This window comes from Pseudomonas gregormendelii (genome assembly GCF_017114825.1).
Lineage (GTDB): Bacteria > Pseudomonadota > Gammaproteobacteria > Pseudomonadales > Pseudomonadaceae > Aquipseudomonas > Aquipseudomonas gregormendelii.
The window spans coordinates 53,608-80,225 of sequence record NZ_JADEVO010000029.1; the positions used below are offsets into that span (position 1 = coordinate 53,608).

Here is a 26,618-nt window from a genome sequence, read left to right on the forward strand (position 1 = left end):
TCTAAAACTCCAGCTGCGCGCTGAAGTACATCACCTGGCGCTGGTCGTACTGGTTGTCGATAAAGGTGGTGGGTTGATGGTCCAGGCGCTGCTGCAGCACGCCGGCCAGTTCCAGGCTGGCTTTACCCAGCTGAATGCGCTTGGCAATACGTGTGTCGACCCGTTCGAAGCGGTAGCCGTTCAGCGCATCGTCGCCGTAGTAGAACAGGGCGCTGTTCCAGCCGTGCCCCCAGTCTCTCAGCCAGCCGGCCGAGCCACTGTTGCGCGCGGTCTGCAGTTCATCTTCCGGATTGCTCGCGTGAGCATCGACGTAGGCATAGGTCAGGCGTAGGCGGTCGGTGCGGTTGATGCTCCAGTCCATTTGCGTTTCGGCCCCGGTAAAGCGGGCCTGGTTGGCGTTACTGGCAATGTACTGATTGTTGCGCAAAGGTTCGCTGATCATCCCGCTGATTTCGTCGTGGAACACTTTTACGTCCAGCGCCAGCCCCAGCTCGATGAAGTAGCCGTTGTAGCCGAGCTCCCGGGAGCGCATGTGTTCCTGCTCGAGGTCACCGGGGCCTCGGGTCCTGACGAAATAGCGCGCACTGGATTGTCCGTATGCGCTGGGGCGCAGGTTGGTTACCCGGTAGCTCCAGTCGACGTTGTTCTCGAACATGTCCGGCGAACGGATCGCTTCGGAGTACACGGCCCGCAGGCCATGGCGCGGGTTGATCAGGTAGTTGACGGCCAGTCGCGGGGTCAGGGAGCTGCCGATCAACCGTGTGTCTTCGAACATGGCGCCGCCCTGCAGCAACCAGTGCTCGGTGGCGCGCCACTCCAGTTGGCCGAACGCGCGCCAGGTAGTGTCATTCAGGGTGCCATTGAAGTAGGTTTCGGAATCTGCCCGGTCGTAACGATAGTTCAGGCCGCTGACCAGGCGCAGGCCGTCGGACAGGCTCAGGGTGTCCTGCAATTCCAGGTCGAAGCGTGATTCCCGGGTACTCTGGTCGATATCGCCGCACAGGGTCTGGCGGGCGCCGTTGTTCCATTGCCCCAGCACCTGATTGCCCAGCTCCCGTTCCGCAGCCGGGCCCGGCGGCGCACCGGTGGTGGTGAAGCGTGCAATATTGCGCGCCAGCGCTTCGGTGTAGTTGGGGTTGAGCTGCCACAGCCGGGTCAGTTCCGGGCTGAATGACACTTCGGCATCGCAGGCACGCCATGTCTGCTGGCGGTCCCAGTGCTGGGCGGTGCCCTGGATATAAAGGCTGTGATCGGGATCGACGTCGAGGTTCCAGCGCAGTGAGCCTGCGTAGGTCTTGGCAACTACGTCGGAATTGTTCCCAGCGTCAGTAATCCCCGAGAACACCGGCCTGTAGGTGTAAGGCCGTTGGTTGCTGCCGTCCTTGGCGTTGAGCTGCCAGTCAATGCTCTGTCGTTCATCGAGTGTCTGGCTCACGGCGAGGTTGATGCGGTTGAGGCGACGGCTGTCGCGGTAGTCGGCGCCGTTGCGGTCAGAGTCAAAGCCGTCGTCTTGCAGGCCGGACAGCGACAGGCGCAGATCGCCGGAATCCCAGCCCAAGCCCTGGCTGGCGTAGTAATCATTGATGTCACGCTGACCGCGGATAATTTTCATCCGGGAGCCATGGCTGTCGGCGGGGCGGCGGGTAATGATATTGACCACCGCCATCAAGGCATTTGCGCCGTAGCTGACGGTGTTCGGACCGCGGAATACCTCGATGCGCTCGATGTCGTCCATGGGCACCGGAATATCGCTCCAGTCCACTGTGGACAAGCCGGCTCGATAAACCGAGCGACCATCGAGCAGCACCTGCATGCGCCGTGCTTCGCTGGCGCTGGTGCCGTGATAATTCACCGCTGCCTGGTTGCCGCTGATGTTGCCGACCATCATCCCCGGCACCAGGCGCAGCAGTTCGCTGATGTCCCGGGCGCCGCTGGCCGTGATCAGTTGGCTGTCGATCACCGTCATGCTGCCCGGTACCGCCGCCGGCGACTGCTTCAGCCGAGTCGCCGTCAGGACTTGCGGCAAGGGTTCGCCGTCGAGGAACAGGTCGTCTGCCAGCAATGGCGAGCTGAAAACCAGCGCCAGAACCAGCGGCGAGCGCGATGACGTGGAACCAAATGACACAACACATCCCTGATCGTGGTGAATGGGCGCGCATGTTAACCGAGCCGGTCGACTTTTCCATGGAGGATGCCGGCATTTCCGAGGATTTGTTGCGCGTGTCCCGGTTCGCGAGGCTAATTGACGTGAGGGCTGGCCGCGACCGGGACGCTCCGTATAATGCCGGCATCGCCATTGGTATGGATTAACGGATTGCATATGACTGAACAGCGCCCAATCGCGGTCCTGGGAGGCGGAAGTTTTGGTACCGCCGTGGCCAATCTCCTGGCTGAAAACGGGCATCAGGTCCGACAGTGGATGCGAGATCCGGAGCAGGCCGAGGCCATCCGGGTCAATCGTGAGAACCCGCGTTACCTCAAGGGCATCAAGATTTTGCCAGCGGTGGAGCCGGTCACCGACCTGCAGGCCACGCTGGACGCCTGCGACCTGTGTTTCGTCGCGCTGCCCTCCAGCGCGTTGCGCGCGGTGCTGATGCCGCATGCCGAACGTTTGAGCGGCAAGTTGCTGGTGAGCCTGACCAAAGGCATCGAAGCCCACACCTTCAAGTTGATGAGCCAGATCCTTGAGGAAATCGCCCCGCAGGCCCGCATTGGCGTGATCTCCGGGCCGAACCTCGCCCGGGAGATTGCCGAGCATGCGCTGACCGCCACAGTGGTGGCCAGTGAAGACGAAGAGCTGTGCCAGCGCGTGCAGGCGGCGTTGCATGGCCGCACGTTCCGCGTTTATGCCAGTGCCGACCGCTACGGCGTGGAATTGGGCGGGGCGTTGAAAAACGTCTACGCGATCATCGCTGGCATGGCGGTCGCGCTGGGCATGGGTGAAAACACCAAGAGCATGCTCATCACCCGGGCACTGGCGGAAATGACCCGCTTTGCAGTGAACCAGGGTGCCAACCCGATGACGTTCCTGGGGTTGGCCGGCGTTGGCGACTTGATTGTTACCTGTTCATCGCCCAAAAGCCGAAATTACCAGGTGGGTTTTGCCCTTGGCCAGGGCTTGAGCCTGGAAGACGCGGTGACGCGCCTGGGCGAGGTCGCCGAAGGCGTTAACACGCTCAAGGTGCTCAAGGTCAAGTCTCAGGAAGTGGGCGTATATATGCCGCTGGTCGCCGGACTGCACGCGATATTGTTTGAAGGGCGCACGCTTGAGCAGGTGATCGGGCTGTTGATGCGCGGCGAACCGAAAACCGACGTCGACTTCATTTCTACCAGTGGTTTCAACTGAATTTATCTGCGCACGTCCAATCTATTGAATCAGGGAGCGAGAAATGAACGAACCAAAAGAAGAAGCCAAGTACGAGTCCATTCTGCTACGCGTGCTGTGGATGATCGTTTACGTGCTGGTCTGGCAAGTCGCGCAATTCATCCTTGGCGCAGTGGTGCTGGTTCAGTTGATCTATCGTTTGATCTACGGTGCCCCGAGCGCCAGCCTGATGAACTTCGGCGATAGCCTGAGCCAGTTCCTGGCGCAGATCGGTCGTTTCGGCAGCTTCCACAGTGACCAGAAGCCCTGGCCTTTCGCCGACTGGCCGACGCCGCGCGCACCTGAGGGTGAAGCGCCGCACGCAGTGCCGCCAGCACCGCATCCGGCCCGAGATGAGGAACCGAAACTATGAAACTGTGGGTATTGCGCCATGGCGAGGCTGAGCCGCACGGCACACGTCCTGATTCCGAGCGGGAATTGACGGCGAGTGGCCGCGCCGAAGTGTTGCGCAGCGCTGCTTTGTTAATCAGCGAGCCGTTGACGGCGATCTACGCCAGTCCTTTCAAGCGTGCGCAGCAGACGGCAGAACTGGTGCGTGAAGCCCTGGGTTTCAAGCCGGATATTCGCACGGTCGATTGGCTCACTCCCGATTCCCGCCCACAAGCCGTGGCGGAGCAGCTGGTATCTGTCGATTATGCGCTGCTGGTGAGTCATAACCCGCTGGTGGGCAATCTGCTCGGGTATCTTCAGCATGGTCATGTGCAGGATCCGGAGCGAGTGTCTACGGCCGGACTGGCTGAGCTGGAGGGCGATTTACCGCTCGCGGGGGCGATGAAGCTCAACAGTATCAAGCATCCTTGATTCTGTAGCGATCGCCGTGGGAGCAAGGCTTGCCCGCGATGAATGCACTGACGCACAACTGGCCACCGAGGCGACCCCATCGCGGGCAAGCCTCGTTCATAAAGCAATAAAATAACCAACCAAGCAATCGCTTGGTTGACTACGCTAGCTCCAGACCAATAAAAGGAGCGAGTCGCATGTCTGGCGCTTTTCGATTGCCTCTGGATGTCTTCTACGAGCGTGAAGCCCGCCATCCCCGCCAGCGCTATCTGGTGCAACCCACGGGCGGCGGACGGGTTGAAACGCTGACCTGGGCCGACGTCGGCCATCAGGCACGCTGCGCTGCCCACTGGCTGCGAGCTCGGGAATTGCCCCAAGGCAGCCACATCGCCCTGATCTCGAAAAACTGTGCGCACTGGATCATTGCCGACCTGGCGATCTGGATGGCCGGCCATGTGTCTGTTCCGCTCTACCCCAATCTGACTGCCGAATCGGTGAGCCAGGTGCTCGAGCATTCCGAAGCGGCGCTGGCGTTCATTGGCAAGCTCGACGACTGGCCAGGCATGTCCCGGGGCGTTGCCGCCCATCTGCCGACCATCAGCCTGCCACTGCACCCTGCGGGTACTTTCAATTTCAGCTGGGCCGACCTGCAGGCCAGTTCTCCCATACAGGACGATCCCAAACCTGCCGCAGACGAACTGGCGACCATCATCTACACCTCCGGCACCACCGGCATGCCCAAAGGCGTGATGCACAGCTTCGCCAATCTGGGTTTCGCCACGAGCCGGGGCACGCAGTTGTTCGGCCTCAACGAGTCTGACCGCTTGCTGTCCTACCTGCCGCTGTGTCACGTGGCCGAGCGGATGTTCGTCGAACTGGCGTCGATCTACACCGGGCAAACGGTGTTCTTTGCCGAGAGCCTGGACACCTTCCTGACCGACCTGCAACGCGCCCGGCCCACGGCCTTGTTTGGGGTGCCCAGGATCTGGACCAAATTCCAGATGGGCGTCTACAGCAAGATCCCGGCAAAGCGCCTGGATTTCCTGCTTGGTTTGCCAATCATTGGCAAACGCGTGGGGCACAGAGTGCTCGCCGGGCTTGGCCTGGATGCGTTGCGTGTCGCGTTATCCGGCGCAGCTCCGGTGCCGCAGACGTTGCTGCTGTGGTACCGCAAGCTTGGGCTGGATGTGCTGGAGGTCTACGGCATGACCGAAAGCTGTGGTTACTCGCATATCTGCCTGCCCGGCCAGCAGAAACCCGGCTGGATCGGCAAACCCTGCCCCGATGTCGAGGTACGTATCGAACCCTCCGGAGAAGTACTGGTACGCAGCGGCGCGACCATGCTCGGTTACTTCAAGGAACCGGAGAAAACCGCCGACACCCTCACCGCCGACGGCTTTCTGCGTACCGGGGACAAAGGTGAGGAAGACGCCGAGGGCAACCTGCGCCTGACCGGACGCCTGAAGGAAATCTTCAAGACCAGCAAAGGCAAATACGTGGCCCCGGCGCCCATCGAAAATCGCCTGGCGGTGCACTCGCGCATCGAGCAGGTGTGCGTGGTGGGCGATGGCTTGAGCGCGCCGCTGGGCTTGTGCGTGCTGTCCGCCGTCGGCCAGCAGGACGCTGGGGGCACTGGTCGCGCGGGCCTGCATGCGAGCCTGGAAAAACTCCTGGAGGAGGTCAATGGCGCCCTGGATAAACATGAACGCTTGCGCCGCCTGGTGGTGGTCAGGGACAGCTGGGCGGTGGAGAACGGGTTCCTCACGCCGACCCTGAAGATCAAGCGCAATGTGATCGAAGCGGCTTACGGTGGCCGGTTCGAGGAATGGAGCGAGCGCAACGATACCGTGCTGTGGCAGGATTGATTGACGAACAAAACCAACAAAGGATGTCAGCGATGAGCCTGTGGCGCACCACCCCGAACATTGAGCAGTTGAACGCTATCCAGAAAAACACCATTGGCGAGGTGCTGGATATTCGCTTCGAAGCGTTCGACGACGAGTCCCTGACCGCGAGCATGGTCATCGACCATCGCACTCACCAGCCCTATGGCCTGCTGCATGGCGGCGCCTCGGTGGTGCTGGCCGAGTCCGTGGGGTCGATGGCCAGTTACCTGTGCATCGACGCCAGCAAGTTCTACTGCGTTGGCCTGGAGATCAATGCCAACCACCTGCGTGGCCTGCGCAGTGGCCGGGTGACGGCAGTGGCCAGGGCGATTCACATCGGCCGTACCACCCACGTCTGGGATATCCGCCTGACCAGTGACGAGGGCAAGGCCAGTTGCGTGTCGCGCCTGACCATGGCTGTGGTGCCGCTGGGCGAGAATCCTCCGGCGCGCTAAGGTTTTAAAGTCAAAAGATCGTCCGAACGCGGCCCGAGCCTTCGGACGATCTTTTGATCTCTGCGATATCTCCTACCACCATTCCTGACCGTTATGGTCATTGCCGTAACCCACCGTCTTACGGACAATCACCCCATGTTCTCGCTCATGGATTTGCCGGTATGCCGCAACAGATATTCTTCGCACACGCCAACGGTTTCCCCTCCGGAACCTATGGCAAATTGTTTGCGGCGCTGGCACCTGAGTTTCAGGTCACGCATCTGGAACAGCACGCCCACGATCCGCGCTTTCCGGCGGACGACAATTGGTACAACCTCGTGGATGAGCTGATCCATCACCTGCAACAGCAACCGGAGCCGGTGTGGGGCGTCGGCCATTCCTTCGGCGGCGTGCTGCACCTGCATGCCGCGTTGCGCTGCCCGGAGCTCTACCGCGGGGTGGTGATGCTCGATTCGCCGGTATTGACTCGTGCCGATCAATGGGTGATTCGCGCCGCCAAGCGCTTTGGCTTCATCGATCGCCTGACGCCGGCCGGCCGCACCCTGGGCCGGCGCGAAGAATTCCGCGACATGGACAGCGCCCGCCGCTATTTTGCTGGCAAAAGCCTGTTTCGCAGCTTTGATCCGGAGTGCCTGGATGCCTACCTGCTTCACGGATTGCATCAGGTTGGCGACACCTTGCGATTGCGCTTCGATCCTGCCACGGAAATCAGTATCTATCGGGGCGTGCCCCATACCAGTCCTGGCCGGGCGCGGCAGTTGAAAGTGCCGCTGGCGGTGGTTCGCGGGCACAAGAGCCGGGTGGTCATGCGCCATCACGCCAGCGCCGTGGGACGCATGCCGCTGGGTGAGTCCCTGACCATGCCCGGCGGCCACATGTTTCCACTCGAGCGCCCCCAGGATACCGCCACGCTGCTGAAGAACCTGTTCAGCCGCTGGCAAGCTCGTCCCAAGCAGGATTGCGCATGAGCCATGCCGTTGAAGAAATTCGCCTGAACCTGCCGCACATCGAATTGGCGGCACACTTGTTCGGGCCTGAGGACGGGCTGCCCGTGATCGCCTTGCACGGCTGGCTGGACAACGCCAACAGCTTTGCCCGGCTGGCGCCCAGGCTCCATGGCCTGCGTATCATTGCCCTGGACATGGCCGGGCACGGTCATTCCGGACACCGGCCTGCCGGTGCCGGCTACGCGATGTGGGACTATGCCCACGATGTACTGCAAGTGGCCGAGCAACTGGGTTTGCAACGCTTTGCGCTGCTGGGCCATTCGATGGGGGCGATTGCTTCATTGATCATCGCCGGTTCACTGCCGGAGCGCGTCACGCACCTGGCGCTGATCGACGGCATCATTCCTCCTACGGAGGATGCGGAAAATGCCGCGCAGCGGATGGGCATGGCCTTGCAGGCGCAACTGGACCTGCGGGAGAAGCGCAAGCCGGTGTATGCCACGCTCGACCGGGCCATCGAAGCGCGGATGAAAGGCCTGGTAGCGGTAAGTCGCGAAGCCGCCGAGTTGCTGGCTCAGCGCGGGCTGATGCCGGTGCCGGGCGGTTATACCTGGCGCACCGACAACCGCCTGACGCTGCCTTCGCCCCTGCGCCTGACCACGGAACAGGCGATGACCTTTGTGCAGCGGGTCAGTTGCCGAGCCAAACTGGTGGTCGCCGCCGATGGCATGCTCGCCAGACACGAGGCGTTGCTGGAGCGTCTACCCTTCAGCCGGGAACAACTGCCAGGTGGCCATCATTTGCACCTGAATGATGAGGCTGGCGCGGATCTTGTCGCAGACTGTTTCAATCGGTTCTTCACCGTTCCTTGACTTGCGCCTGGCAACTGTCGAGGCTGGGCGGCTTGAAATGGGAGACAACCATGAAAGATCTCTACACCGCAGCGACCCCGAATGACCAACAGGTCGTCCCGCGTGCCCAGGGCATGCCGATCCGATGAGTCTTTCCATGCGCTCACTCAGTTTTTTCGCGCTGTGCTGTTTCAGTGCCCAGTCGTTTGCTGCCGACTTGCCCGGTAGCCAGGACCTGCCGATGCTGCCGCGGATGGCCGATGCGCAGATCGTCGACTATCGCCCCGCTGTGGAAATGGAACGGATCTATCCGCTGGGGTCGATCCGCAAGATCAGCGGGCAGTTGCGCTTTGACGGACAGGTCACGGCGCGTGGGCAGACCACTTCCGTCACCTACGAACTGCCCCCGGAACACTCTTCCACTGACGCTTTTACCGCGGCCCGTGAGGCCTTGCAGAAGCAGGGCGCCGAGTTGTTGTTCTGGTGCCAGGCGCGTGACTGCGGGGAGAGCAGCCTGTGGGCCAATGAGGTGTTTGGCAACGCAAAACTGTACGGGGCCGATGATCAACAGGCCTATCTGCTGTTGCGTCTGGCGGCGCCCCAGGACAATACCCTGGTAGCGCTCTACAGCATCACCAGGGGCAATCGTAAAGCGTATCTGCATGCCGAGCAGTTTGACGCCGCCGCGCCACTGGGCGAATTGCTGCCGACCTCCGCCACTTTGCTGCGACAGCTTAAAAGTACGGGCGAACTCGACTTTGCGAAGTTGTCCGGCGCGCCCGACGAGACCTGGTTGCGCTTGCTGTCGCGTGGCTTGAACCTGGATACCGGCCTGCGCGTGAGTGTCTCCGGGCCGAACGCCGAAGCCTGGCGTCAGGCGCTGGTAAAGCAGGGCGTGCGCGCGGCAAGGATGGAAACCGGCAGCAACGAAGGCTCTGGCCTGCACATCGAACTATTGCGATAAGCTTCATCAGGCGAGCGCCGGATGCGCGCTCGCCGACTCTTTCCTGACTGACGAGACCTACATGATCAACAATGATCGGCTGTTGGTGCAGATCCTGCTCCTGGTGCTGTTTGGCGCGAGCTTATGGGTGATGGCGCCGTTCTGGTCGGCGTTGTTCTGGGGGGCGGTGCTGGCATTTGCCAGTTGGCCATTGATGCGACTGCTGACTCGCTGGCTAAACGGTCGCGAATCCCTGGCCGCCGCCGTGCTGACCCTGGGCTGGATGTTGCTGGTGGCTGTACCCCTGGTATGGCTGGGTTTCAACCTGGCCGATCACGTGCGCGATGCCACCGCTTTCATCAAGGACGTGCAGGTCGACGGCCTGCCCGAGGCCCCGACCTGGCTCGGTTCGATTCCGCTGATTGGCGAGCGGCTGGTGGGGATCTGGGACAGCATCGACCAGCAGGGCGCAGCGATGATGCTGGCGGTCAAGCCGTACCTGGGGCAGGTCGGCAACTGGCTGCTGGCCCGCAGTGCGCAGATCGGCGGCGGTATCCTGGAACTGACCTTGAGCATCGTCTTCGTGTTCTTTTTCTATCGCGACGGACCGCGCCTGGCGGCCTTCGTCCATGGCTTGCTCGAACGATTGATCGGCGATCGCGCCGGCTATTACATCGAGCTGGTGGCCGGTACGGTACAGCGGGTGGTCAACGGAGTGATCGGCACGGCAGCGGCGCAGGCGTTGCTGGCGTTGGTCGGGTTCCTGATTGCCGGCGTTCCCGGGGCCCTGGTGCTCGGTATCGTGACCTTCCTGCTCAGCCTGATTCCCATGGGCCCGCCACTGGTGTGGATTCCGGCGACGGCGTGGCTGGCGTGGAAAGGTGACTACGGGATGGCGGTGTTCCTGGGGATCTGGGGCACATTCATCATCAGCGGCGTCGACAACGTGCTCAAACCCTACCTGATCAGCCGCGGCGGCAACCTGCCGCTGGTGATTGTGTTGCTGGGGGTATTTGGCGGCCTGATCGCATTCGGCTTCATTGGCTTGTTCATCGGCCCCACGTTGCTGGCCGTGGCCTATAGCTTGTTGACTGACTGGAGCAAGAGTCACGCCCGCATAGAAGAGCGGCGCTGAGGGAAAAAACTGGTATTGCCTGAGCTGTCGGGACGATTTACCGATCATCGGGTCCCGCAGCGCCCCTGGTTCCGCTACAATGCGCGCCGATTTCGTCCTGCCTGAGAGCCCGCCCATGTCCGTCTGCCAGACTCCTATCATCGTCGCCCTGGATTTCCCCACCCGTGACGCCGCACTGAAGCTGGCCGATCAACTGGACCCGACTCTCTGCCGGGTCAAAGTGGGCAAGGAGCTGTTCACCAGCTGTGCGTCGGAAATTGTCGGCACCCTGCGCGACAAGGGTTTCGAAGTATTCCTCGACCTCAAGTTCCATGACATCCCCAACACCACCGCAATGGCGGTGAAAGCCGCTGCGGAAATGGGCGTGTGGATGGTCAACGTGCACTGCTCCGGTGGCCTGCGCATGATGGCTGCGTGTCGCGAAGTGCTCGACCAGCGCACGGGGCCAAAGCCGCTGTTGATCGGCGTGACCGTGCTGACCAGCATGGAGCGCGAGGATTTGGCAGGTATCGGCCTGGACATCGAACCGCAGGAACAGGTACTGCGCCTGGCTGCATTGGCGCAAAAAGCCGGAATGGATGGCCTGGTGTGCTCGGCGCTGGAAGCCCAGGCCCTGAAATCGGCTCACCCGTCGTTGCAACTGGTGACGCCAGGTATTCGTCCGGCCGGCAGCGCCCAGGATGATCAACGCCGCATCCTGACCCCTCGGCAGGCGCTGGATGCCGGTTCGGATTACCTGGTGATCGGCCGTCCGATCAGCCAGGCGGCTGATCCAGCCAAGGCGTTGGCCGCCGTAGTCGCCGAACTCGCCTAACCGGCTCTAAACCTGTGGGAGCGGGCTTGCCCGCGATAGCGGTGTGCCAGTCAAATTTGATGTCGACGGGCACGCCCTCATCGCGGGCAAGCCCGCTCCCACAGGGTTTTGATTCAGTCAGTGACGGCGTTACACCTTCAGCACCAACTTGCCAAAGTTCTCCCCGCTGAACAACTTCATCAGCGTCTCCGGGAACGTCTCCAGCCCTTCGACGATATCTTCCTTGCTCTTGAGTTGTCCCTTGGCCATCCAGCCCGCCATTTCCTGCCCGGCGGCGGCGAACTGCGCCGCGTGGTCCATCACCACAAAGCCTTCCATGCGAGCGCGGTTGACCAATAGCGACAGGTAATTGGCGGGTCCCTTGACTGCCTCCTTGTTGTTGTACTGGCTAATGGCGCCGCAGATAACCACTCGCGCTTTCATCGCCAAGCGGCTCAGCACTGCATCGAGAATATCGCCGCCGACATTATCGAAATAGACGTCGACCCCTTTGGGGCATTCACGCTTCAGGCCGGCGTGCACATCTTCGTTCTTGTAGTCGATAGCGCCGTCGAAACCCAGTTCCTCGATCAGGAACTTGCACTTGTCCGCGCCACCTGCGATGCCGATCACACGACACCCCTTGAGCTTGGCGATCTGCCCGGCAATGCTGCCCACAGCGCCAGCGGCGCCCGACAGCACCACGGTGTCGCCTTCTTTTGGCGCGCCGACGTCGAGCAAGGCGAAGTAAGCGGTCATGCCCGTCATGCCCAGCGCTGACAAGTAGCGTGGCAGCGGGGCCAGTTTCGGATCGACCTTATAAAAACCCCTTGGCTCGCCGAGGAAATAATCCTGCACGCCGAGGGCACCGTTGACGTAGTCGCCGACGGCAAAACCGGGATTGTTCGACGCAACGACTTTGCCCACGCCCAATGCACGCATGACTTCGCCGATACCGACTGGAGGAATGTAGGACTTGCCCTCGTTCATCCAGCCACGCATGGCAGGGTCCAGGGACAGGTATTCGGTTTTGACCAGGATCTGTCCTGCGCCCGGTTCACCAACCGGTACTTCCTGATAGGTGAAGGTTTCGCGGGTCGCCGGGCCCACCGGACGTTTGGCGAGCAGGAACTGGCGATTGGTCTGGGTAGTCATGACAGGCGCTCAAGAGGGATGAAGCCTTGTTGATAGCCCTTCATGACCCAGGCCGCAAGTCTCGCTGATACGGCGAATGCAGTTCGATCCAGAGCAGTGATAGTCCCCCAGGCAGTTTCATCACTGCTACTCATGAGCAGCCAACCGGCCTCTTGATAGTGCTGACGTGCTGCAGGCACCTGTGTCTAGACTGGGTGCACGCACTTTCCCGGCTTTCTTCGAGGACATGACAATGAGCATGACGTTTTCTGGTCAGGTAGCAGTAGTGACGGGCGCCGGTAATGGTATCGGCCGCGCGACTGCCCAGGCATTCGCCGCTGAAGGCTTGAAAGTGGTGGTCGCCGACCTGGACACGGCAAGCGGCGAAGGTACCGTGGCGCTGATTCGTACACTGGGCGGCGAAGCGACCTTCGTGCGCTGCGACGTCACTCAGGAAAGCGAAGTGAAACACCTGATGGACGAGGTGGTGAATGCCTACGGGCGCCTGGACTATGCCTTCAACAACGCCGGCATTGAAATCGAGAAGGGCAAGCTGGCGGACGGCACGCTTGACGAGTTCGACGCCATCATGGGGGTCAACGTCAAAGGCGTATGGCTGTGCATGAAGTATCAGCTGCCCCTGCTGCTGGCCCAGGGCGGTGGCGCCATCGTCAACACGGCTTCGGTGGCGGGCCTGGGCGCTGCGCCGAAGATGAGCATCTATGCGGCGTCCAAGCACGCAGTGATCGGCCTGACCAAGTCAGCTGCGATCGAGTATGCGAAAAAGAAAATCCGGGTCAATGCCGTGTGCCCTGCGGTGATCGACACCGACATGTTCCGCCGAGCTTATGAGGCGGATCCGAAGAAGGGCGAGTTCGCCAACGCGATGCACCCGGTCGGTCGCATCGGCAAAGTGGAGGAGATCGCCAGTGCGGTGTTGTACCTGTGCAGCGATGGCGCCGCTTTCACCACCGGGCACTCCTTGGCAGTGGACGGCGGCGTAACGGCCTTCTAAACCTGCCCGCTTTGCACAAGCCTGCGCAGACGCTGCTTAGGACGATGTGTAGGCGCTGTCGAGTGCAACGAGGCTGCGATCTTTTACTGTGTCACCCAAGTAAGATCCAGCCACTTTCTATGCGTGTGATCCGCAGGCTCGCCGCTTCTTCATGGCGACTTCGCCGGATCGACCTCCAGCGTTCTGAAAACGACGGGTGCGTAGCTTTTTGCCATTATTCCGACGTCAGAGTCTTGTGTTGCCTGGGGCCCGTTGCGAATCTGCTTGAATAGACTCGATCAAGGGACCCAGTGCAATGAAATCGGCCGTGCAAGGACGTTTTGCCAACCTCGGTATGGCAAAAAAAATGGGTGTGGGGTTTGCCTTGGTACTGTTGTTGACGGCGCTTATCGCGGCAATCGGCGTATGGTCGTTGCAGGCCATCAGCCAGCGCTTCAATGATCTCAAACAGATGTCCTCGCTTAATAGCGGCCTGCTCAAGGTGCGCTTGCTCGAGCAGGAGTACGCCTTGCGGGGCGACGCTAAAACCGTCGAGGCCTTGCACGCCGGGGTCGACGAGCTGATTGCCCTGGCGACCGGGCTCAAGCAGGCCTCTGCAGCGAATGTGCCGGTGATGAATGACGTAGAGCAATCGCTGGCGGCTTATAGAAAAGCTTTCGACGAGTTCGTCTCGCTCAGCCAGACCAAGGACCTGGCCTTGGAAATGGCCAATTGGTCAGTCTCAAGCGTTGCCAACAACCTCGATGTTTTGCAGGCCGGGCTCGCCGATGATGGGGCTTACACCCTGAAAGAGTCCCAGGGCAAGGATGGCGCGCAATTCATCGAACAGGCCGGTCAGGTCAGTCAGGTCTCGCGGTTGATGCTGCAGGCGATGAACGAGGCACGTGTACGCCTGGACTTGAGTCGCAAGGGTGATGACGGCGCCGGCCAGGGCAAGATCGAGCAGGCTGACCAGGCGCTGGCCCAGGCTGAGCAGCTCAAATCCACAGTCCTGGATGACGGCTACAAGACGGTGCTCAACGAAGTGACTGGCCACATTGCCGGTTTCAGCGAAAAACTCGCGGAGTACACCGGGCTGCTGGCTCAGGAAAAAACCGTCTATGCGCAGTTGCACCAGCGTGCCGCCCAAGTGGTGGATCGAGTGGACCAGGCCTATGTCGCCGAAGATCAGTCCATGCAGGCAGAGTTGAAGAAGAACGCATTGCTTATCATCGGTTCCTCTGTGCTGGCACTCCTGGCCGGCCTGATTGCCGCGTGGGTGATCACCCGCCTGATCGTGGCGCCTCTGCGCAGTGTGATCCAGGTCGCCCAGCGAATTGCATCGGGGGATCTGAGTGCGACGGTGGAGGTGACCCGGCGCGACGAAATCGGTCAACTGATGCACGCCATGCAGCAGATGGGGACCGGGCTAAGCACCATCGTCAGTGGCTTGCAGGCCGGCATCGAACAGTTGGCCAGTTCGGCGCAGTCGTTATCGGCAGGCACCGAGCAGACCAATCTTGAGGTCAGTAGCCAGAAGGAGGAAACCGAGCAGGTAGCCACCGCGATGAACCAGATGACCGCCACCGTGCATGACGTCGCGCGTAATGCAGAGGAGGCCGCTCAAGCGGCGCAGACGGCGGACAGCAAGGTCGAAAGCGGACAGCAAGTGGTGCGCCAGAGCATGGCCCGGATCGAGCTGCTGGCGGATTCAGCGACCTCGGCCAGTTCAAGCATTGAAAGCCTGAGCGCCGAGATCCAGAACATCGGCACGGTGCTCGGCGTCATCAAGAGCGTGGCCGAGCAGACCAACCTGCTGGCGCTGAACGCGGCGATTGAAGCCGCGCGCGCCGGAGAGCAGGGCAGGGGCTTCGCAGTGGTTGCAGATGAAGTTCGAGCCCTGGCCAAGCGCACCCAGCAATCGACCGAGGAAATAGAACGCCTGGTGAGCGCCTTGCGTTCTGCGGCGCACTCATCGGTGCAACAGATCCAGAACAGCGGGGAGCTGGTCAAGCTGGCGGTGAGCGATGCACTGCAGACCGAAAGTGCCTTGGGCAGCATCGCGGCTGCCGTGTCATTGATTCAGCAGATGAATCAGCAAATTGCTGCAGCCGCCGAGGAACAGAGCTCGGTGGCCGAGGAGATCAATAGAAGCGTAACGAGCATCCGTGCCAGCGCCGACCAGTCTTCGCTGGCGATGCAGGGCAATGCCGCTTCCAGTATCGAGCTGGCGCAGTTGGGGATAGAGCTGAAGGGGATGGTGGGGCATTTCAGGCTCTGACTCTGCAGGCGCGAGCTCGCGATGGTCGTCAACGATGACTCGGGGATTCAGACACCCCGCAGCGCTCAGACGTTTTTCGCGAGCAAGCTCGCTCCTGCACAGGTCGATCAGTCGTAGATGACTTTTTTCTTCCAGTCCGCATCGGCTTCGACGTCCTTGAGGCCTTCGGTCAACTGGTTCACTTCGTCTTCGGCAGGCGCAGTCTTGTCCATCACCTGGGCGTTGGCACGAGCCAGGAGTTTCTCCAGATACTGCAGCTGTTCGGCGTAAACCTGCGGTTCCTGCTGTTTGCGCAGGTATTGAACGCCGCGCTCGAAAGCCAGTCGCGCCTGGCCAGGTTGATTTTGCTGCAGCGAGTGCTGGCCCAGATTGTTGAAAAACTCGATGTGCAGCAGCACCAGGATATGGCGAACCTCACGGATCCAGCGCTTGGCTTCGTTGGTGGGCAGGAAACCGTCCTGGGCTGCGCGGGTAATTTGACCGTGCAGGGCCTCAAGCAGGAAACGTACGTCCTTGGCTTTGGCCTCAGTCTGGATCGGCGCCGGCGGGTTATTGACCGGAATCGATTCCCCTTGCGCGACCAGCGCCGTCAGCTCGGCAATCCGGGCCTTGAGCCCGGCATTGGATTTTTCCAGGTTGAGCAGACGCTGGCAGACATTCAGCTCCAGGCGCGTCAACAGCAGCTTGAGCGCCGGTGTCATCAACTGCCCAGGGAACGTCTCGGTGATCTCACCGCAACGACGCAGGCGGTCGTTGAGCTCAACCTTGGTGCGGGCTTTCTCCAGCTTGTTGTTTTCCACCACATTGTTCATGTAGCCAATGACGATCAATAGCGCGATCCCGGCTACGACGAGCAGGGTGATCATGAGTGGAGTCACCGGTAAGACCTCTTTATGGGATTCGCGAGCGAGTGTAGTGGCTTGGCATTGGAGCGCATAGCGCCGCACGGCGGGTTGAATCGGACAGTGTCCAGCCTGTATCGGCCGTCATGCGCCTTATATAAGTAATCTCTGTATTGGGTGCATATGGCCATCATCTGTGGCGCAGATCGACTATAACGTCTTGGCAGGCGTCAGAATATAGGCGTCAGACACCGGGCGGCGGAAAAGCCCGAAACGCGCCTGAATCCAGGTCGAAGTCATTGATTTAAATAAATTTATATCTGGGGGTTGACGACCTCTCAATCCATCCATAGAATGCGCGCCACTTACAGCGTAAAGCACACAGCGAAACGCGGTAGGCAGTGAATGTTGTACGTGTGTCCCCTTCGTCTAGTGGCCTAGGACACCGCCCTTTCACGGCGGTAACAGGGGTTCGAGTCCCCTAGGGGACGCCAATGCGGGAATAGCTCAGTTGGTAGAGCACGACCTTGCCAAGGTCGGGGTCGCGAGTTCGAGTCTCGTTTCCCGCTCCATTTTTAAACAGTGTTGCTTTCGGGCAGCACTGAGTGAAACCAGAACCAAGTCTTCGGATGCGGCTCTGGGCACCGAAACACACACCATGTGTTCCGGGCAGCGTGTCCCCTTCGTCTAGTGGCCTAGGACACCGCCCTTTCACGGCGGTAACAGGGGTTCGAGTCCCCTAGGGGACGCCATTTGCGGGAATAGCTCAGTTGGTAGAGCACGACCTTGCCAAGGTCGGGGTCGCGAGTTCGAGTCTCGTTTCCCGCTCCATATTTAACGAAAACGCCGCTCATTGAGCGGCGTTTTTGTTTGTGCAGAATTTGTTCCCGAGAAGTGAAGAGGCCCGCCAGTCAGACTGCGCGGGCCTTTTGCGTGTGTGGCTTTTTAGATCGAAAGGATCGGGTGTCCGGCAATACCGCCCGAAGTGAATGGCTGCCCCAGCCTCAGTCCACGCTGTAGTGAACCGATAGCACGCCTTTCTTCGATGAGACGGAGGCGATGGCGACCGTGCCCAACTCCCTCAGGCTGCGTACATGAGTGCCGCCGCAGCCATAGGCAGGGAGTTCGCCAAAGCTGATTTCCCTCGCGCCTTCGCGTAGCGACGACAGGCGTGGCAGGTCGTCGGCTATCCACTGATCGAGGCCGATCTGGACAGTCTTTACGTCGACCTCTTGTGCGGACTCGGCAGGTTTGAATTGCACCCGGCCTTCACCTGGCCAGTGATGCGCCTTGACTGGCATCCAGCCCATGGCCTGGACGAGGTGGCCGATCAAATGACCGGCAGAATGCATGCGGGTATTGAACTGGCGACGTTGCTCGTCGATCCGAATCCGGGTCATGCCCGGGGTTATCGGGCGGTCGACAAAATGGATGATGCGGTCGGGACCCTGGACCACACGAAGCACTTGGCTCTCGCCTATCGAGCCGGTATCAAAAGGCTGCCCACCGCCCTGGGGGTGAAAGAGTGTGGCCCGCAGCACGACGGCGAACTCGTTCTCGTGCGGCATGCAGTCCAGTACTTCCACGTTGGCATTGAGGTCATCACTGTGGAAAAAGAGGCGAAGCGTCATGTGCCGAATCCGGATAAATACTGTTTTTTATTATAGGTAGCGGGGAAAAGCGTGATAATCCGGTCAAACATCAAAGGACTGTTGCGCTGTGAGCATAAATCTTCCGTTGCCGCTGCTGGGTGAAATGGCGATTTTCGTCAAGGTTGTCGAGACTGGCAGCTTCTCTGAAGCGGCTCGTCAACTCGGCTCCTCGCCTTCGGCGGTCAGTCGTAGCATTTCGCGCCTGGAAAAAGCGTTGGCCACTCGCTTGCTGCAACGCACCACGCGCAAGTTGCGGCTCAGTGATGGTGGCGAGGAGGTGTTCAAGCGTTGCCAGGAAATGGTCAGCGCCGCCAAGTCGGTCATGGAGATCAGTGGCCAGTTCACGGATGAGGCAGAAGGGCTGATACGGGTGAGCGTGCCCAAGGCGGTTGGGCGGTTTGTGATTCACCCGCACATGCCGGAATTCTTGCGGCGTTTTCCCAAGGTGGACGTTGAGTTGCTGCTGGAGGATCGGCAGGTGGATCTGATCGATGACCATGTCGACCTGGCCATTCGAATCACTGATCGGCCACCTGCCGGGCTGGTGGGGCGCCAGCTGCTGACGATCGATCATATGCTGTGCGCCACTCCACAGTACCTGGCCGAACACGGCATACCGACGCACCCCCATGATTTGCTCAACCACAGTTGCATCTACCTGGGAGAAACTCCAAGCGATGCGCGCTGGAAATTCAAAAAGGGCACCAAGGCGATCACGGTCGGTGTGCGCGGGCGTTATGCCGCCAATCACACCGGCGTTCGCCTGGGGGCGGTGTTGCAGCATATCGGAATTGGCAGCCTGCCTTATTTCACGGCACGTCACGCGTTGGAGCAGGGGGTAATCGTGCAGGTGTTGCCGGACTGGACCTTTCTGGCGTCTTACCATGGTGGTGCCTGGCTGCTGCATTCACCAACCCGGTACATGCCGCCGAAGTTGCGCGTGTTTATCGATTATCTGGTGGAGTGCCTGGAGAAAGAGCCGACCTTGGGCAAGCCTGGTCGGGGGGCAGAGATGGCGGCCTATGAGACACCTGAAAGTGAAGGTTTGCCCTGAGAGGCCCCATCGCGGGCAAGCCTTGCTCCCACGAGCTTAAGGTCAGCTCACAATGGTCCGGTTTTACCTGTGGGAGCAACGCTTGCCCGCGATGGGGTCATCGGCTGCCACGAAAAAGGCCCGCATGTTCACCATGCGGGCCTCTGGTAGTGCTGATCGTGGATCAGTGCTTGCTGTCGTCGATGGACATCGACAGCAGTTGCTTCTCCTGATTCCAGTCGAACGGCTCATCGTTCTGTTCGGCTTCGAAGCGACGTTCTTCCAGCGCCTGGTACAAATCGATTTCGTCGTCAGGCATGTAGTGCAGGCAATCACCGGCGAAATACCACAGCAGGTCGCGCGGGACCAGGTGGGCGATTTGCGGGTAGCGGGTGATCACCTGGCAGAGGATGTCCTGGCCCAGGTATTGGCTTTCGATCGGGTCGACTGGCAACAATGCCCGCAGTTCGTCGAAACGCTCGAGGAACAAGGCATGGCTTTCTTCGGGAACCTGCTCGGCCTCGCCCACGGCGACCAGGATGCTGCGCAAGTGGTCCAGCAGGACGAGATGATCGGCAACGATGTTGGACACGAGATAAGTCCTCAAGAGCAAAACGGGCGCGGGAGTATAAAGCTCCTGCGCCCGTTTTTACAGGTAGAACGGAATCAGCGGACCTTTCCGTCGGCCAGTGCCAGCTCTTCCTTATCGAAGTCATCGACATCGATCACCTTGCGTCGTGCCGCCTCGGCATCACGCAAAGTCAGCGCTTCCACTGGCTGCAATACGCCCGCTTCCAGTGCCGCATCAATCGCGTGTTCCCCGGCAGCCGGCTTGACCTGCCCACTCTTGAGCGCCACATGCAGCTTCTTCTGCAAAGGATGCGCGGCGTTCAACAGGTTGCACGCATGCTGCAACGCGCCGACGGCGTCATCTGCCGCCTGCGGGCGGTAGCAGCCACCGAGCAACTCTTCCAGGGTCGGATCACCTTTGGCGCGACCGATGACAGCAGCGACCTCGGCACCGAGCTTGTCCGACGGACCTTTGTGACGGCGACCGAATGGAAACACGATCACCCGCAGCAGGCAGCCCAGTACTTTGTTCGGGAAGTTGGTCAGCAGTTCGTCGAGGGCCTTTTCCGACTGACCGAGGCTTTCTTCCATCGCCCAGTTAAACAGCGGCGCCATATGTTCAGGCGAATCGAGATCGTGGTAACGCTTGAGTGCCGCAGAGGCCAGGTACATGTTGCTGAGTACATCACCCAGACGTGCCGACAGGCGTTCGCGACGTTTAAGTTCGCCACCCAGCAGCATCATGCTGAGGTCGGCGAGCATGGCGAACGCGGCGGCCTGGCGGTTGAGCGCGCGGAAGTACCCTTGACTCAGGGCATTGCCTGGCGCCCGTTCAAAGTGACCAAAGCCGAGGTTCAGCACCAGGGTGCTGGCGGCGTTGCCAACGGCAAATCCGATGTGCTTGAGCAGCAACGCATCGAACTCGACCAGGGCCTGATCCTTGTCCTCGCGCCCCGCCAGGGCCATTTCCTTGAGTACGAACGGATGGCAGCGAATCGCGCCTTGGCCGAAGATCATCAGGTTACGCGAAAGGATGTTGGCGCCTTCCACGGTGATGAAGATCGGCGCGCCGTTCCAGCTGCGTCCCAGGTAATTGTTCGGGCCCATGATGATGGCCTTGCCGCCGTGTACATCCATGGCGTGGCTGATGCATTCGCGTCCACGTTCGGTCAGGTGGTACTTGAGGATCGCCGACAGCACCGAAGGCTTCTCGCCCAGGTCTACGGCGTTGGCGGTAAGCATCCGCGCTGCATCCATCATCCATGCATTGCCGCCAATACGCGCCATGGCCTCCTGGATACCCTCGAACGCCGAAAGTGGCACGTTGAACTGCTCGCGGACCTGGGCGTACTGGCCGGTCACCAGGCTGGTGAACTTGGCGGCGCCGGTGCCAACTGCCGGCAGGGAAATCGAACGGCCGACGGACAGGCAGTTCATCAACATCATCCAGCCCTTGCCGAGCATCTCCTGGCCGCCTATCAGGTAGTCCAGGGGGATGAACACGTCCTTGCCGGAATTGGGGCCGTTCATGAACGCCGCGCCCAGTGGCAGGTGGCGACGTCCGATCTCGACGCCAGGGGTGTCAGTTGGAATCAGCGCCAGGCTGATGCCCAGGTCTTCCTTGTCACCCAGCAGATGGTCCGGGTCATAGGCCTTGAACGCCAGGCCGAGGAGGGTCGCGACGGGGCCCAGGGTGATGTAGCGTTTTTCCCAGTTCAGGCGCAGGCCAAGGGTTTCCTGCCCTTCCCATTCACCCTTGCAGATGATCCCGGTGTCGGGCATCGCGCCGGCATCGGAGCCGGCAAGCGGGCCGGTCAGGGCGAAGCACGGAATATCGTCACCGCGCGCCAGTCGTGGCAAGTAGTGGTTGCGTTGTTCGTCGGTGCCGTAGTGCAGCAGCAGCTCGGCAGGGCCTAGGGAATTGGGGACCATCACGGTGGAGGCGAGGTCGCCGCTGCGAGTCGCCAGTTTCATCGCCACCTGGGAGTGGGCATAGGCGGAAAAGCCCTTGCCGCCGAATTCCTTGGGGATGATCAGGGCGAAGAAGCCGTTGTCCTTGATGTGGGTCCAGGCTTGCGGTGGCAGGTCCATGTCCTGGCCGATCTGCCAGTCACTGACCATGGCGCAGAGCTCTTCGGTCGGGCCATCGATAAAAGCCTGTTCCTCTTCGCTCAACTGCACTTTCGGGTAGGCCAGCAATTTATCCCAGTCCGGACGGCCACTGAACAATTCACCGTCCCACCACACCGTGCCTGCGTCGATCGCATCGCGCTCGGTCTGCGACATCGGCGGCAGGGTTTTCTGGAACCAGCTGAACAGTGGCGCGCTGAAAAATTTGCGGCGCAGGTCCGGCAGCAACAAGGGCGCCGCCACGGCGGCGATCAACACCCATAGCAGCAACAACAACCAGCCTGGCGCGTGACTGAAGGCGCCCATTGCCACCACATAAACGGCAACGATGCACAAGGCGGGTAGTGGGGCGGTGCGGCGATGCGCCAGATAGGCAATGCCGACGATCAGAACCAGTATCCACAACAACAGCATATTTAATCCTCCGTGAACCAGGGCAAAACCAACCCTCAGAGCTTAGACGGCATCCGTAGCAGGGTGATCAGGGCAAGGTGTTGAATTGTGAGAAACCTTGTAAAAGTTTTGCAGGCACGGTTGGCAACAGCCTGCGCAAATCGTTCGCTGCTCGCGCGACAATGCGCCCATGTTTGGCCGAAATGCCGTTATCTCTGTGCTTATCCTGTCGCTAGACTCGGGTCTTCCCCAGGAGATTGATCTCATGCACGAGTATTTGAGCCCCGGCCGCTTCATCGATAGTGACCACCCGTCAGTAGTGGAGTTCGCTGAAAAACACCGTGGCGCCAGTCGCGATCCGCTCGAGCAGGCGATCAATCTCTATCACGCCGTGCGCGAAGCTGTGCGCTACAACCCCTATACCTTCAGCCGCGACCCGCAGACCCTGTGCGGCAGTTACGCGCTGGCGGCAGGGGAAAGCTATTGCGTGCCCAAGGCCACATTGCTGGCTGGCGCAGCGCGGCATTGCGCAATCCCGGCACGTATCGGTCTGGCTGATGTGCGCAATCACCTGTCGACCCCGCGGCTGCTCGAACTGCTCAGGAGCGACGTGTTCGCCATGCACGGTTATACCGAACTGTTCCTGAACGGACGCTGGGTCAAGGCCACGCCGGCATTCAATCAAGGCTTGTGTGAATTGTTCAACGTCGCGCCATTGGAGTTCGACGGGATCAACGACAGCGTGTTCCACCCTTTCAACCGCGATGGCGAGCCGTTGATGGAGTACCTGGTCGACCATGGCCAGTTCACTGATGTGCCTGAAGCGTTCTTTTTCGAGCACCTGGAAAAATGTTACCCGCACCTGTTTGCCGGGCAGTTGCCGGCGCTGCTGGGGGACATGCAGAGCGATTTGAGTCGCGCCTGATCCGGCGTATGCTGCCTGCGCATTCATCCATAAAGAGGCGCTCATGCTGAAGATCTGGGGTCGCAAGAACTCGTCGAATGTCAGGAAACCGCTGTGGGCCGCCGAGGAGCTGGGCCTGGTTTACGAGGCAATAGATGCCGGCGGTGCCTTTGGCGTCGTGGACACCGCGCATTACCGGGCGATGAACCCCAATGCTCGTGTGCCGGTGATCGAAGACGACGGCTTCGTACTGTGGGAATCCAATGCCATCGTGCGTTATCTCCTGGCCCGCCACGCCAGCAACAGCGCCTGGTACCCGGCGGATCCGCAAGCCCGCGCCAGCGCCGACAAGTGGATGGACTGGACCACTTCGAACTTTGCCGGCCCGTTCCGCACCGTGTTCTGGGGTGTGCTGCGCACCTCGGCCGATCAACAGGACTGGCCGGCCATCCACGCTGCGATCAAGGAGTGCGACGCGCTGCTGGCGGTGGTCGATCAGGCGTTGACGGCCCAACCCTACCTGTCGGGTGAAGAGATCGGCATGGGTGACATCCCCCTGGGCAGTTTTATTTATGCCTGGTTTGAAATGCCCATCGAGCGAGCACCCCAGCCCCATCTTGAGGCCTGGTACGCGCGGCTCAAGCAGCGTCCGGCGTATCAGAAAGCCGTCATGACCGCGTTGACTTAATACTCACTATCGACACGCTTGACTGTACTTGTGTGGCGGGGACAAGCACCATTGCGCTCATGCGCTGCGGTTGTGTTCGTCACCGCCCGCCCTTATCTATTCCTTCCTTTCCCTTCTTGGTGCGTAATCCGATATGAGTTCCGCTCTGTCCATCCGGCAGCTAACCAAAACCTACGGCAACGGTTTCCAGGCCCTGAGTGGTATCGATCTGGATGTCGCCGAAGGTGATTTTTTCGCCTTGCTCGGCCCTAACGGTGCGGGCAAGTCCACGACCATCGGCATTCTCTCGACCCTGGTGAACAAGACCAGCGGCACGGTGAACATCTTCGGCCACGATTTGGACAAGAACCCGGCGGCGCTCAAGCGCTCCATCGGCGTCGTGCCCCAGGAATTCAACTTCAACCAGTTCGAAAAGACTTTCGACATTGTCGTGACCCAGGCCGGTTACTACGGCATCCCGCCGAAAATCGCCAAGGAGCGCGCCGAGCAGTACCTGACCCAACTGGGGTTGTGGGACAAGCGCGATACGCCATCGCGGTCCCTGTCTGGCGGGATGAAGCGCCGGTTGATGATTGCCCGCGCGCTGGTTCACGAACCGCGCTTGCTGATCCTCGACGAGCCGACGGCGGGGGTGGACATCGAGTTGCGGCGCTCGATGTGGACCTTCCTCACCGAGCTGAACCAGAAAGGCATCACCATCATCCTCACCACCCATTATCTGGAAGAGGCTGAACAGCTGTGCCGCAACATCGGCATCATTGACCACGGCACCATCGTCGAGAACACCAGCATGAAGCAATTGCTGGGGCAGTTGCATGTGGAGACCTTCCTGCTCGATCTCAAGAACACCTTGAGCGTTGCGCCGCAGTTGCTTGGTTACCCGGCCAGGCTGGTCGACGGTCATACCCTTGAGGTCCAGGTCGACAAGGCCATGGGCATCACCGCGCTGTTCACCCAGCTTGCGCAGCAGAACATCGAAGTGTTGAGCCTGCGCAACAAAACCAATCGCCTTGAGGAGTTGTTCGTGTCCCTGGTGGAGAAAAATCTGTCGAAGGTGGCGGTATGAGTTCCGAGCTGCAACCCAACCTCGTTGCCCTGAACACCATCGTCTACCGCGAGGTCAGGCGCTTCACCCGAATCTGGCCGCAGACCTTGCTGCCGCCAGCGATCACCATGGTGCTGTACTTCGTGATCTTCGGGAACCTGATCGGTCGGCAGATTGGCGACATGGGTGGCTTCACCTATATGGAGTACATCGTGCCGGGCCTGATCATGATGTCGGTGATCACCAACTCCTACGGCAACGTGGTGTCGAGTTTCTTTGGCAGCAAGTTCCAGCGCTCCATCGAGGAATTGATGGTGTCGCCGGTGTCGCCGCACACGATTCTGATCGGCTACACCCTCGGGGGCGTACTGCGCGGGTTGATGGTGGGGGTGATCGTGACCCTGTTGTCGCTGTTCTTTACCCATTTGCAGGTGCACCACCTGGGCGTGACCATCCTGGTGGTGGTGCTGACGGCAACGATCTTCTCGTTGCTGGGCTTTATCAACGCCGTGTTTGCGCGAAACTTTGATGACATTTCGATCATCCCGACCTTTGTGCTGACGCCATTGACGTACCTGGGCGGGGTGTTCTACTCGATTTCCCTGCTGCCGCCGTTCTGGCAGACCGTGTCCCTGGCGAACCCGGTGCTGCACATGGTCAATGCGTTTCGTTACGGCATCCTCGGAGTCTCGGACATCCGCATCAGCGTAGCGATCACCTTCATGCTGGTGGCGACCGTGGTGTTGTATATCGGTTGCGCGCGGTTGCTGGTAAGTGGCCGCGGGATGCGTACTTAAAGTAATCCTGGATAGACAAACGGCCTCCCATGCGGAGGCCGTTTTGCATCACGACATCCGGTTTTTCTTGCGCCGCCGCCACTGCCGCGCAACCCACCAGCGCCAGTACATCATCGTCAGGCAATAGGCCAAGGCTCCCAGCACCAGTCCCGTGACCACCGAACCCAGCAGGAATGGCTGCCACATCGTGGACAGCTCGCCGCTGATCCATTCCCAGGTCAGTTCGTCCGGAAAGTGCCGGGCAGGAATGTCCATCAACCAGGCGCCCGTCTGGTAGGTACAAAAGAACACGACAGGCATGGTGATTGGATTGGTCAGCCAGACCAGGCTGACGGCGATGGGGATATTGCCGCGCACCATGATGGCCAACGCCGCGGCCACCAGCATCTGCAAGGGAATGGGCAGGAAGGCGGCAAACAACCCCACGGCCATCGCCCGGGCAACGGAGTGGCGGTTGAGGTGCCACAGGTTCGGGTCATGCAGCAGGGTGCCAAGGAAGCGTAAGGACTTATGTTCCCTGATGCTCGTCGGATCTGGCATGTAGCGTTTGAATAAGCGCCGGGGCATAAGGCTTCTCGGTCGGTTAAGGCGGCAAGTATGTCTCGATTCTGTGAACCGCCCATTCAGACTTTGTGACAATTAATAACGACGGCCGTGCGATCCCCCGACTATGCCTAGTGGGTGGACTCCAAGGACGGGCGTATGCGCACAGGGATGATAGCGCTGGCGCTGGGTTTGCTGACCCTGCGTTTCTTACCGGCATTACCGCCGGTCTGGTTGTTGATACTGATGCCGATAGTGGGCCTGATGGTGCTGCCGTTTCGCGCCTATCCGCTGGCGTTTTTCCTGTTTGTGTCTCGTCCTGAATAAGGTTTACACCTTCTGGCTTCTTATCAGGAAGGTGCAATGAACACGGGCGAAAAACGTAGCCAGAGAGATTACACGCTGACTTTTAAATTGTCGGTTGTCGACCAAGTCGA

The 26,618-nt window shown here is 60.4% G+C and carries 25 protein-coding genes, 4 tRNA genes and 2 pseudogenes; 24 read left to right on the top strand and 7 right to left on the bottom strand.

Going from position 1 to position 26,618, the window contains the following annotated elements; translation table 11 throughout:
* Position 1: 1 nt before the first annotated feature.
* Complete coding sequence (locus tag IMW75_RS19195) at positions 2-2,125, bottom strand: TonB-dependent receptor domain-containing protein (RefSeq protein ID WP_205893466.1); 2,124 nt, start codon at positions 2,123-2,125, stop codon at positions 2-4.
* On the opposite strand from IMW75_RS19195, the gene IMW75_RS19200 reads away from it, so the two are divergent.
* The 11 genes from IMW75_RS19200 (at position 2,119) to pyrF (ending at position 11,196) form a co-directional block, all read left to right on the top strand.
* Positions 2,119-2,310, top strand: coding sequence for a hypothetical protein (locus tag IMW75_RS19200; protein WP_205893467.1), 192 nt, complete (start codon positions 2,119-2,121; stop codon positions 2,308-2,310). The genes IMW75_RS19195 and IMW75_RS19200 overlap by 7 nt on opposite strands.
* 10 nt (positions 2,311-2,320) lie before the next feature.
* Positions 2,321-3,346: an NAD(P)H-dependent glycerol-3-phosphate dehydrogenase gene (locus tag IMW75_RS19205; RefSeq protein ID WP_045061763.1), complete on the top strand. Its 1,026-nt coding sequence runs from the start codon at positions 2,321-2,323 to the stop codon at positions 3,344-3,346.
* A 43-nt stretch (positions 3,347-3,389) separates the two neighbouring features.
* Positions 3,390-3,737, top strand: coding sequence for a DUF4389 domain-containing protein (locus IMW75_RS19210; RefSeq protein WP_045061762.1), 348 nt, complete (start codon positions 3,390-3,392; stop codon positions 3,735-3,737).
* Entirely contained in the window at positions 3,734-4,186 is a 453-nt protein-coding gene (gene sixA / locus IMW75_RS19215) for a phosphohistidine phosphatase SixA (RefSeq protein ID WP_045061761.1), read from the top strand. The genes IMW75_RS19210 and sixA overlap by 4 nt, the downstream gene beginning before the upstream one ends.
* Before the next feature lie 176 nt (positions 4,187-4,362).
* Positions 4,363-6,030, top strand: coding sequence for an AMP-binding protein (locus IMW75_RS19220; protein WP_205893468.1), 1,668 nt, complete (start codon positions 4,363-4,365; stop codon positions 6,028-6,030).
* A 32-nt stretch (positions 6,031-6,062) separates the two neighbouring features.
* Positions 6,063-6,506, top strand: coding sequence for a hotdog fold thioesterase (locus IMW75_RS19225; protein ID WP_045061759.1), 444 nt, complete (start codon positions 6,063-6,065; stop codon positions 6,504-6,506).
* 161 nt (positions 6,507-6,667) lie between these two features.
* Entirely contained in the window at positions 6,668-7,474 is an 807-nt protein-coding gene (locus tag IMW75_RS19230) for an alpha/beta fold hydrolase (protein WP_122839107.1), read from the top strand.
* Positions 7,471-8,325, top strand: a complete 855-nt coding sequence (locus IMW75_RS19235; RefSeq protein WP_205893469.1) for an alpha/beta hydrolase — start codon at positions 7,471-7,473, stop codon at positions 8,323-8,325. The genes IMW75_RS19230 and IMW75_RS19235 overlap by 4 nt, the downstream gene beginning before the upstream one ends.
* Before the next feature lie 136 nt (positions 8,326-8,461).
* Positions 8,462-9,268: a DUF4892 domain-containing protein gene (locus IMW75_RS19240; RefSeq protein ID WP_205893470.1), complete on the top strand. Its 807-nt coding sequence runs from the start codon at positions 8,462-8,464 to the stop codon at positions 9,266-9,268.
* Between the two features lie 61 nt (positions 9,269-9,329).
* A complete protein-coding gene (locus IMW75_RS19245) occupies positions 9,330-10,382 on the top strand; it encodes an AI-2E family transporter (protein WP_045061755.1) in 1,053 nt (350 codons plus the stop codon).
* A gap of 115 nt (positions 10,383-10,497) precedes the next feature.
* Positions 10,498-11,196 (top strand): orotidine-5'-phosphate decarboxylase, encoded by a 699-nt coding sequence (gene pyrF / locus IMW75_RS19250; protein ID WP_045061815.1) that lies wholly within the window; start codon positions 10,498-10,500, stop codon positions 11,194-11,196.
* 129 nt (positions 11,197-11,325) lie between these two features.
* Here pyrF and IMW75_RS19255 read toward each other — a convergent pair whose 3' ends face one another.
* Positions 11,326-12,330 (bottom strand): NADP-dependent oxidoreductase, encoded by a 1,005-nt coding sequence (locus IMW75_RS19255; RefSeq protein WP_045061754.1) that lies wholly within the window; start codon positions 12,328-12,330, stop codon positions 11,326-11,328.
* Between the two features lie 232 nt (positions 12,331-12,562).
* On the opposite strand from IMW75_RS19255, the gene IMW75_RS19260 reads away from it, so the two are divergent.
* The 3 genes and pseudogenes from IMW75_RS19260 to IMW75_RS27415 form a co-directional block, all read left to right on the top strand.
* The gene (locus IMW75_RS19260; protein ID WP_045061753.1) at positions 12,563-13,324 is read left to right on the top strand and encodes an SDR family oxidoreductase; all 762 of its coding nucleotides are present in this window, start codon (positions 12,563-12,565) and stop codon (positions 13,322-13,324) included.
* 346 nt (positions 13,325-13,670) lie between these two features.
* Positions 13,671-14,885, top strand: a pseudogene (locus IMW75_RS27410) (HAMP domain-containing protein); the annotation flags it as partial.
* Between the two features lie 102 nt (positions 14,886-14,987).
* A pseudogene (locus IMW75_RS27415) lies at positions 14,988-15,584 on the top strand (methyl-accepting chemotaxis protein); the annotation flags it as partial.
* A gap of 107 nt (positions 15,585-15,691) precedes the next feature.
* Here IMW75_RS27415 and IMW75_RS19270 read toward each other — a convergent pair.
* On the bottom strand, positions 15,692-16,450 hold the full coding sequence (locus IMW75_RS19270) for a hypothetical protein (RefSeq protein ID WP_045061751.1): 759 nt from the start codon (positions 16,448-16,450) through the stop codon (positions 15,692-15,694).
* A gap of 394 nt (positions 16,451-16,844) precedes the next feature.
* On the opposite strand from IMW75_RS19270, the gene IMW75_RS19275 reads away from it, so the two are divergent.
* The 4 genes from IMW75_RS19275 to IMW75_RS19290 all read left to right on the top strand — a co-directional run bounded on the left by IMW75_RS19275 (position 16,845) and on the right by IMW75_RS19290 (position 17,257).
* Positions 16,845-16,920: transfer RNA gene (locus IMW75_RS19275), tRNA-Glu, on the top strand.
* A gap of 2 nt (positions 16,921-16,922) precedes the next feature.
* Positions 16,923-16,998, top strand: a tRNA-Gly gene (locus tag IMW75_RS19280).
* A 104-nt stretch (positions 16,999-17,102) separates the two neighbouring features.
* A tRNA-Glu gene (locus tag IMW75_RS19285) sits at positions 17,103-17,178 on the top strand.
* Positions 17,179-17,181: 3 nt separating this feature from the next.
* Positions 17,182-17,257, top strand: a tRNA-Gly gene (locus IMW75_RS19290).
* A gap of 173 nt (positions 17,258-17,430) precedes the next feature.
* On the opposite strand, the gene IMW75_RS19295 is transcribed toward IMW75_RS19290, so the two are convergent.
* The gene (locus tag IMW75_RS19295; protein WP_205893471.1) at positions 17,431-18,057 is read right to left on the bottom strand and encodes an alanyl-tRNA editing protein; all 627 of its coding nucleotides are present in this window, start codon (positions 18,055-18,057) and stop codon (positions 17,431-17,433) included.
* 88 nt (positions 18,058-18,145) lie between these two features.
* Between IMW75_RS19295 and IMW75_RS19300 the strand changes: the two genes are divergently transcribed.
* Positions 18,146-19,132, top strand: a complete 987-nt coding sequence (locus IMW75_RS19300; RefSeq protein WP_205893472.1) for a LysR substrate-binding domain-containing protein — start codon at positions 18,146-18,148, stop codon at positions 19,130-19,132.
* A gap of 163 nt (positions 19,133-19,295) precedes the next feature.
* On the opposite strand, the gene IMW75_RS19305 is transcribed toward IMW75_RS19300, so the two are convergent.
* Together IMW75_RS19305 and IMW75_RS19310 are read right to left on the bottom strand one after the other, a co-directional pair.
* Positions 19,296-19,703 (bottom strand): PA2817 family protein, encoded by a 408-nt coding sequence (locus IMW75_RS19305; RefSeq protein WP_205893473.1) that lies wholly within the window; start codon positions 19,701-19,703, stop codon positions 19,296-19,298.
* Between the two features lie 74 nt (positions 19,704-19,777).
* A complete protein-coding gene (locus IMW75_RS19310; protein WP_205893474.1) occupies positions 19,778-22,225 on the bottom strand; it encodes an acyl-CoA dehydrogenase in 2,448 nt (815 codons plus the stop codon).
* 244 nt (positions 22,226-22,469) lie between these two features.
* Between IMW75_RS19310 and IMW75_RS19315 the strand changes: the two genes are divergently transcribed.
* From IMW75_RS19315 to IMW75_RS19330, 4 genes are all read left to right on the top strand, one after another.
* The gene (locus IMW75_RS19315) at positions 22,470-23,129 is read left to right on the top strand and encodes a transglutaminase-like domain-containing protein (RefSeq protein WP_205893475.1); all 660 of its coding nucleotides are present in this window, start codon (positions 22,470-22,472) and stop codon (positions 23,127-23,129) included.
* Positions 23,130-23,172: 43 nt separating this feature from the next.
* Positions 23,173-23,796 (top strand): glutathione S-transferase family protein, encoded by a 624-nt coding sequence (locus IMW75_RS19320; RefSeq protein ID WP_205893476.1) that lies wholly within the window; start codon positions 23,173-23,175, stop codon positions 23,794-23,796.
* Positions 23,797-23,929: 133 nt separating this feature from the next.
* On the top strand, positions 23,930-24,862 hold the full coding sequence (locus tag IMW75_RS19325; protein ID WP_045061744.1) for an ABC transporter ATP-binding protein: 933 nt from the start codon (positions 23,930-23,932) through the stop codon (positions 24,860-24,862).
* Positions 24,859-25,638 (top strand): ABC transporter permease, encoded by a 780-nt coding sequence (locus tag IMW75_RS19330; RefSeq protein WP_122839120.1) that lies wholly within the window; start codon positions 24,859-24,861, stop codon positions 25,636-25,638. The genes IMW75_RS19325 and IMW75_RS19330 overlap by 4 nt, the downstream gene beginning before the upstream one ends.
* A 48-nt stretch (positions 25,639-25,686) precedes the next feature.
* Here the strand turns inward: IMW75_RS19330 and IMW75_RS19335 are convergent, their stop codons facing one another.
* On the bottom strand, positions 25,687-26,205 hold the full coding sequence (locus IMW75_RS19335) for a DUF2062 domain-containing protein (RefSeq protein ID WP_205893477.1): 519 nt from the start codon (positions 26,203-26,205) through the stop codon (positions 25,687-25,689).
* Between the two features lie 135 nt (positions 26,206-26,340).
* Here IMW75_RS19335 and IMW75_RS19340 point away from each other — a divergent pair, with 135 nt between their 5' ends.
* Positions 26,341-26,508: a hypothetical protein gene (locus IMW75_RS19340; protein ID WP_205893479.1), complete on the top strand. Its 168-nt coding sequence runs from the start codon at positions 26,341-26,343 to the stop codon at positions 26,506-26,508.
* Positions 26,509-26,618 lie beyond the last annotated feature (110 nt).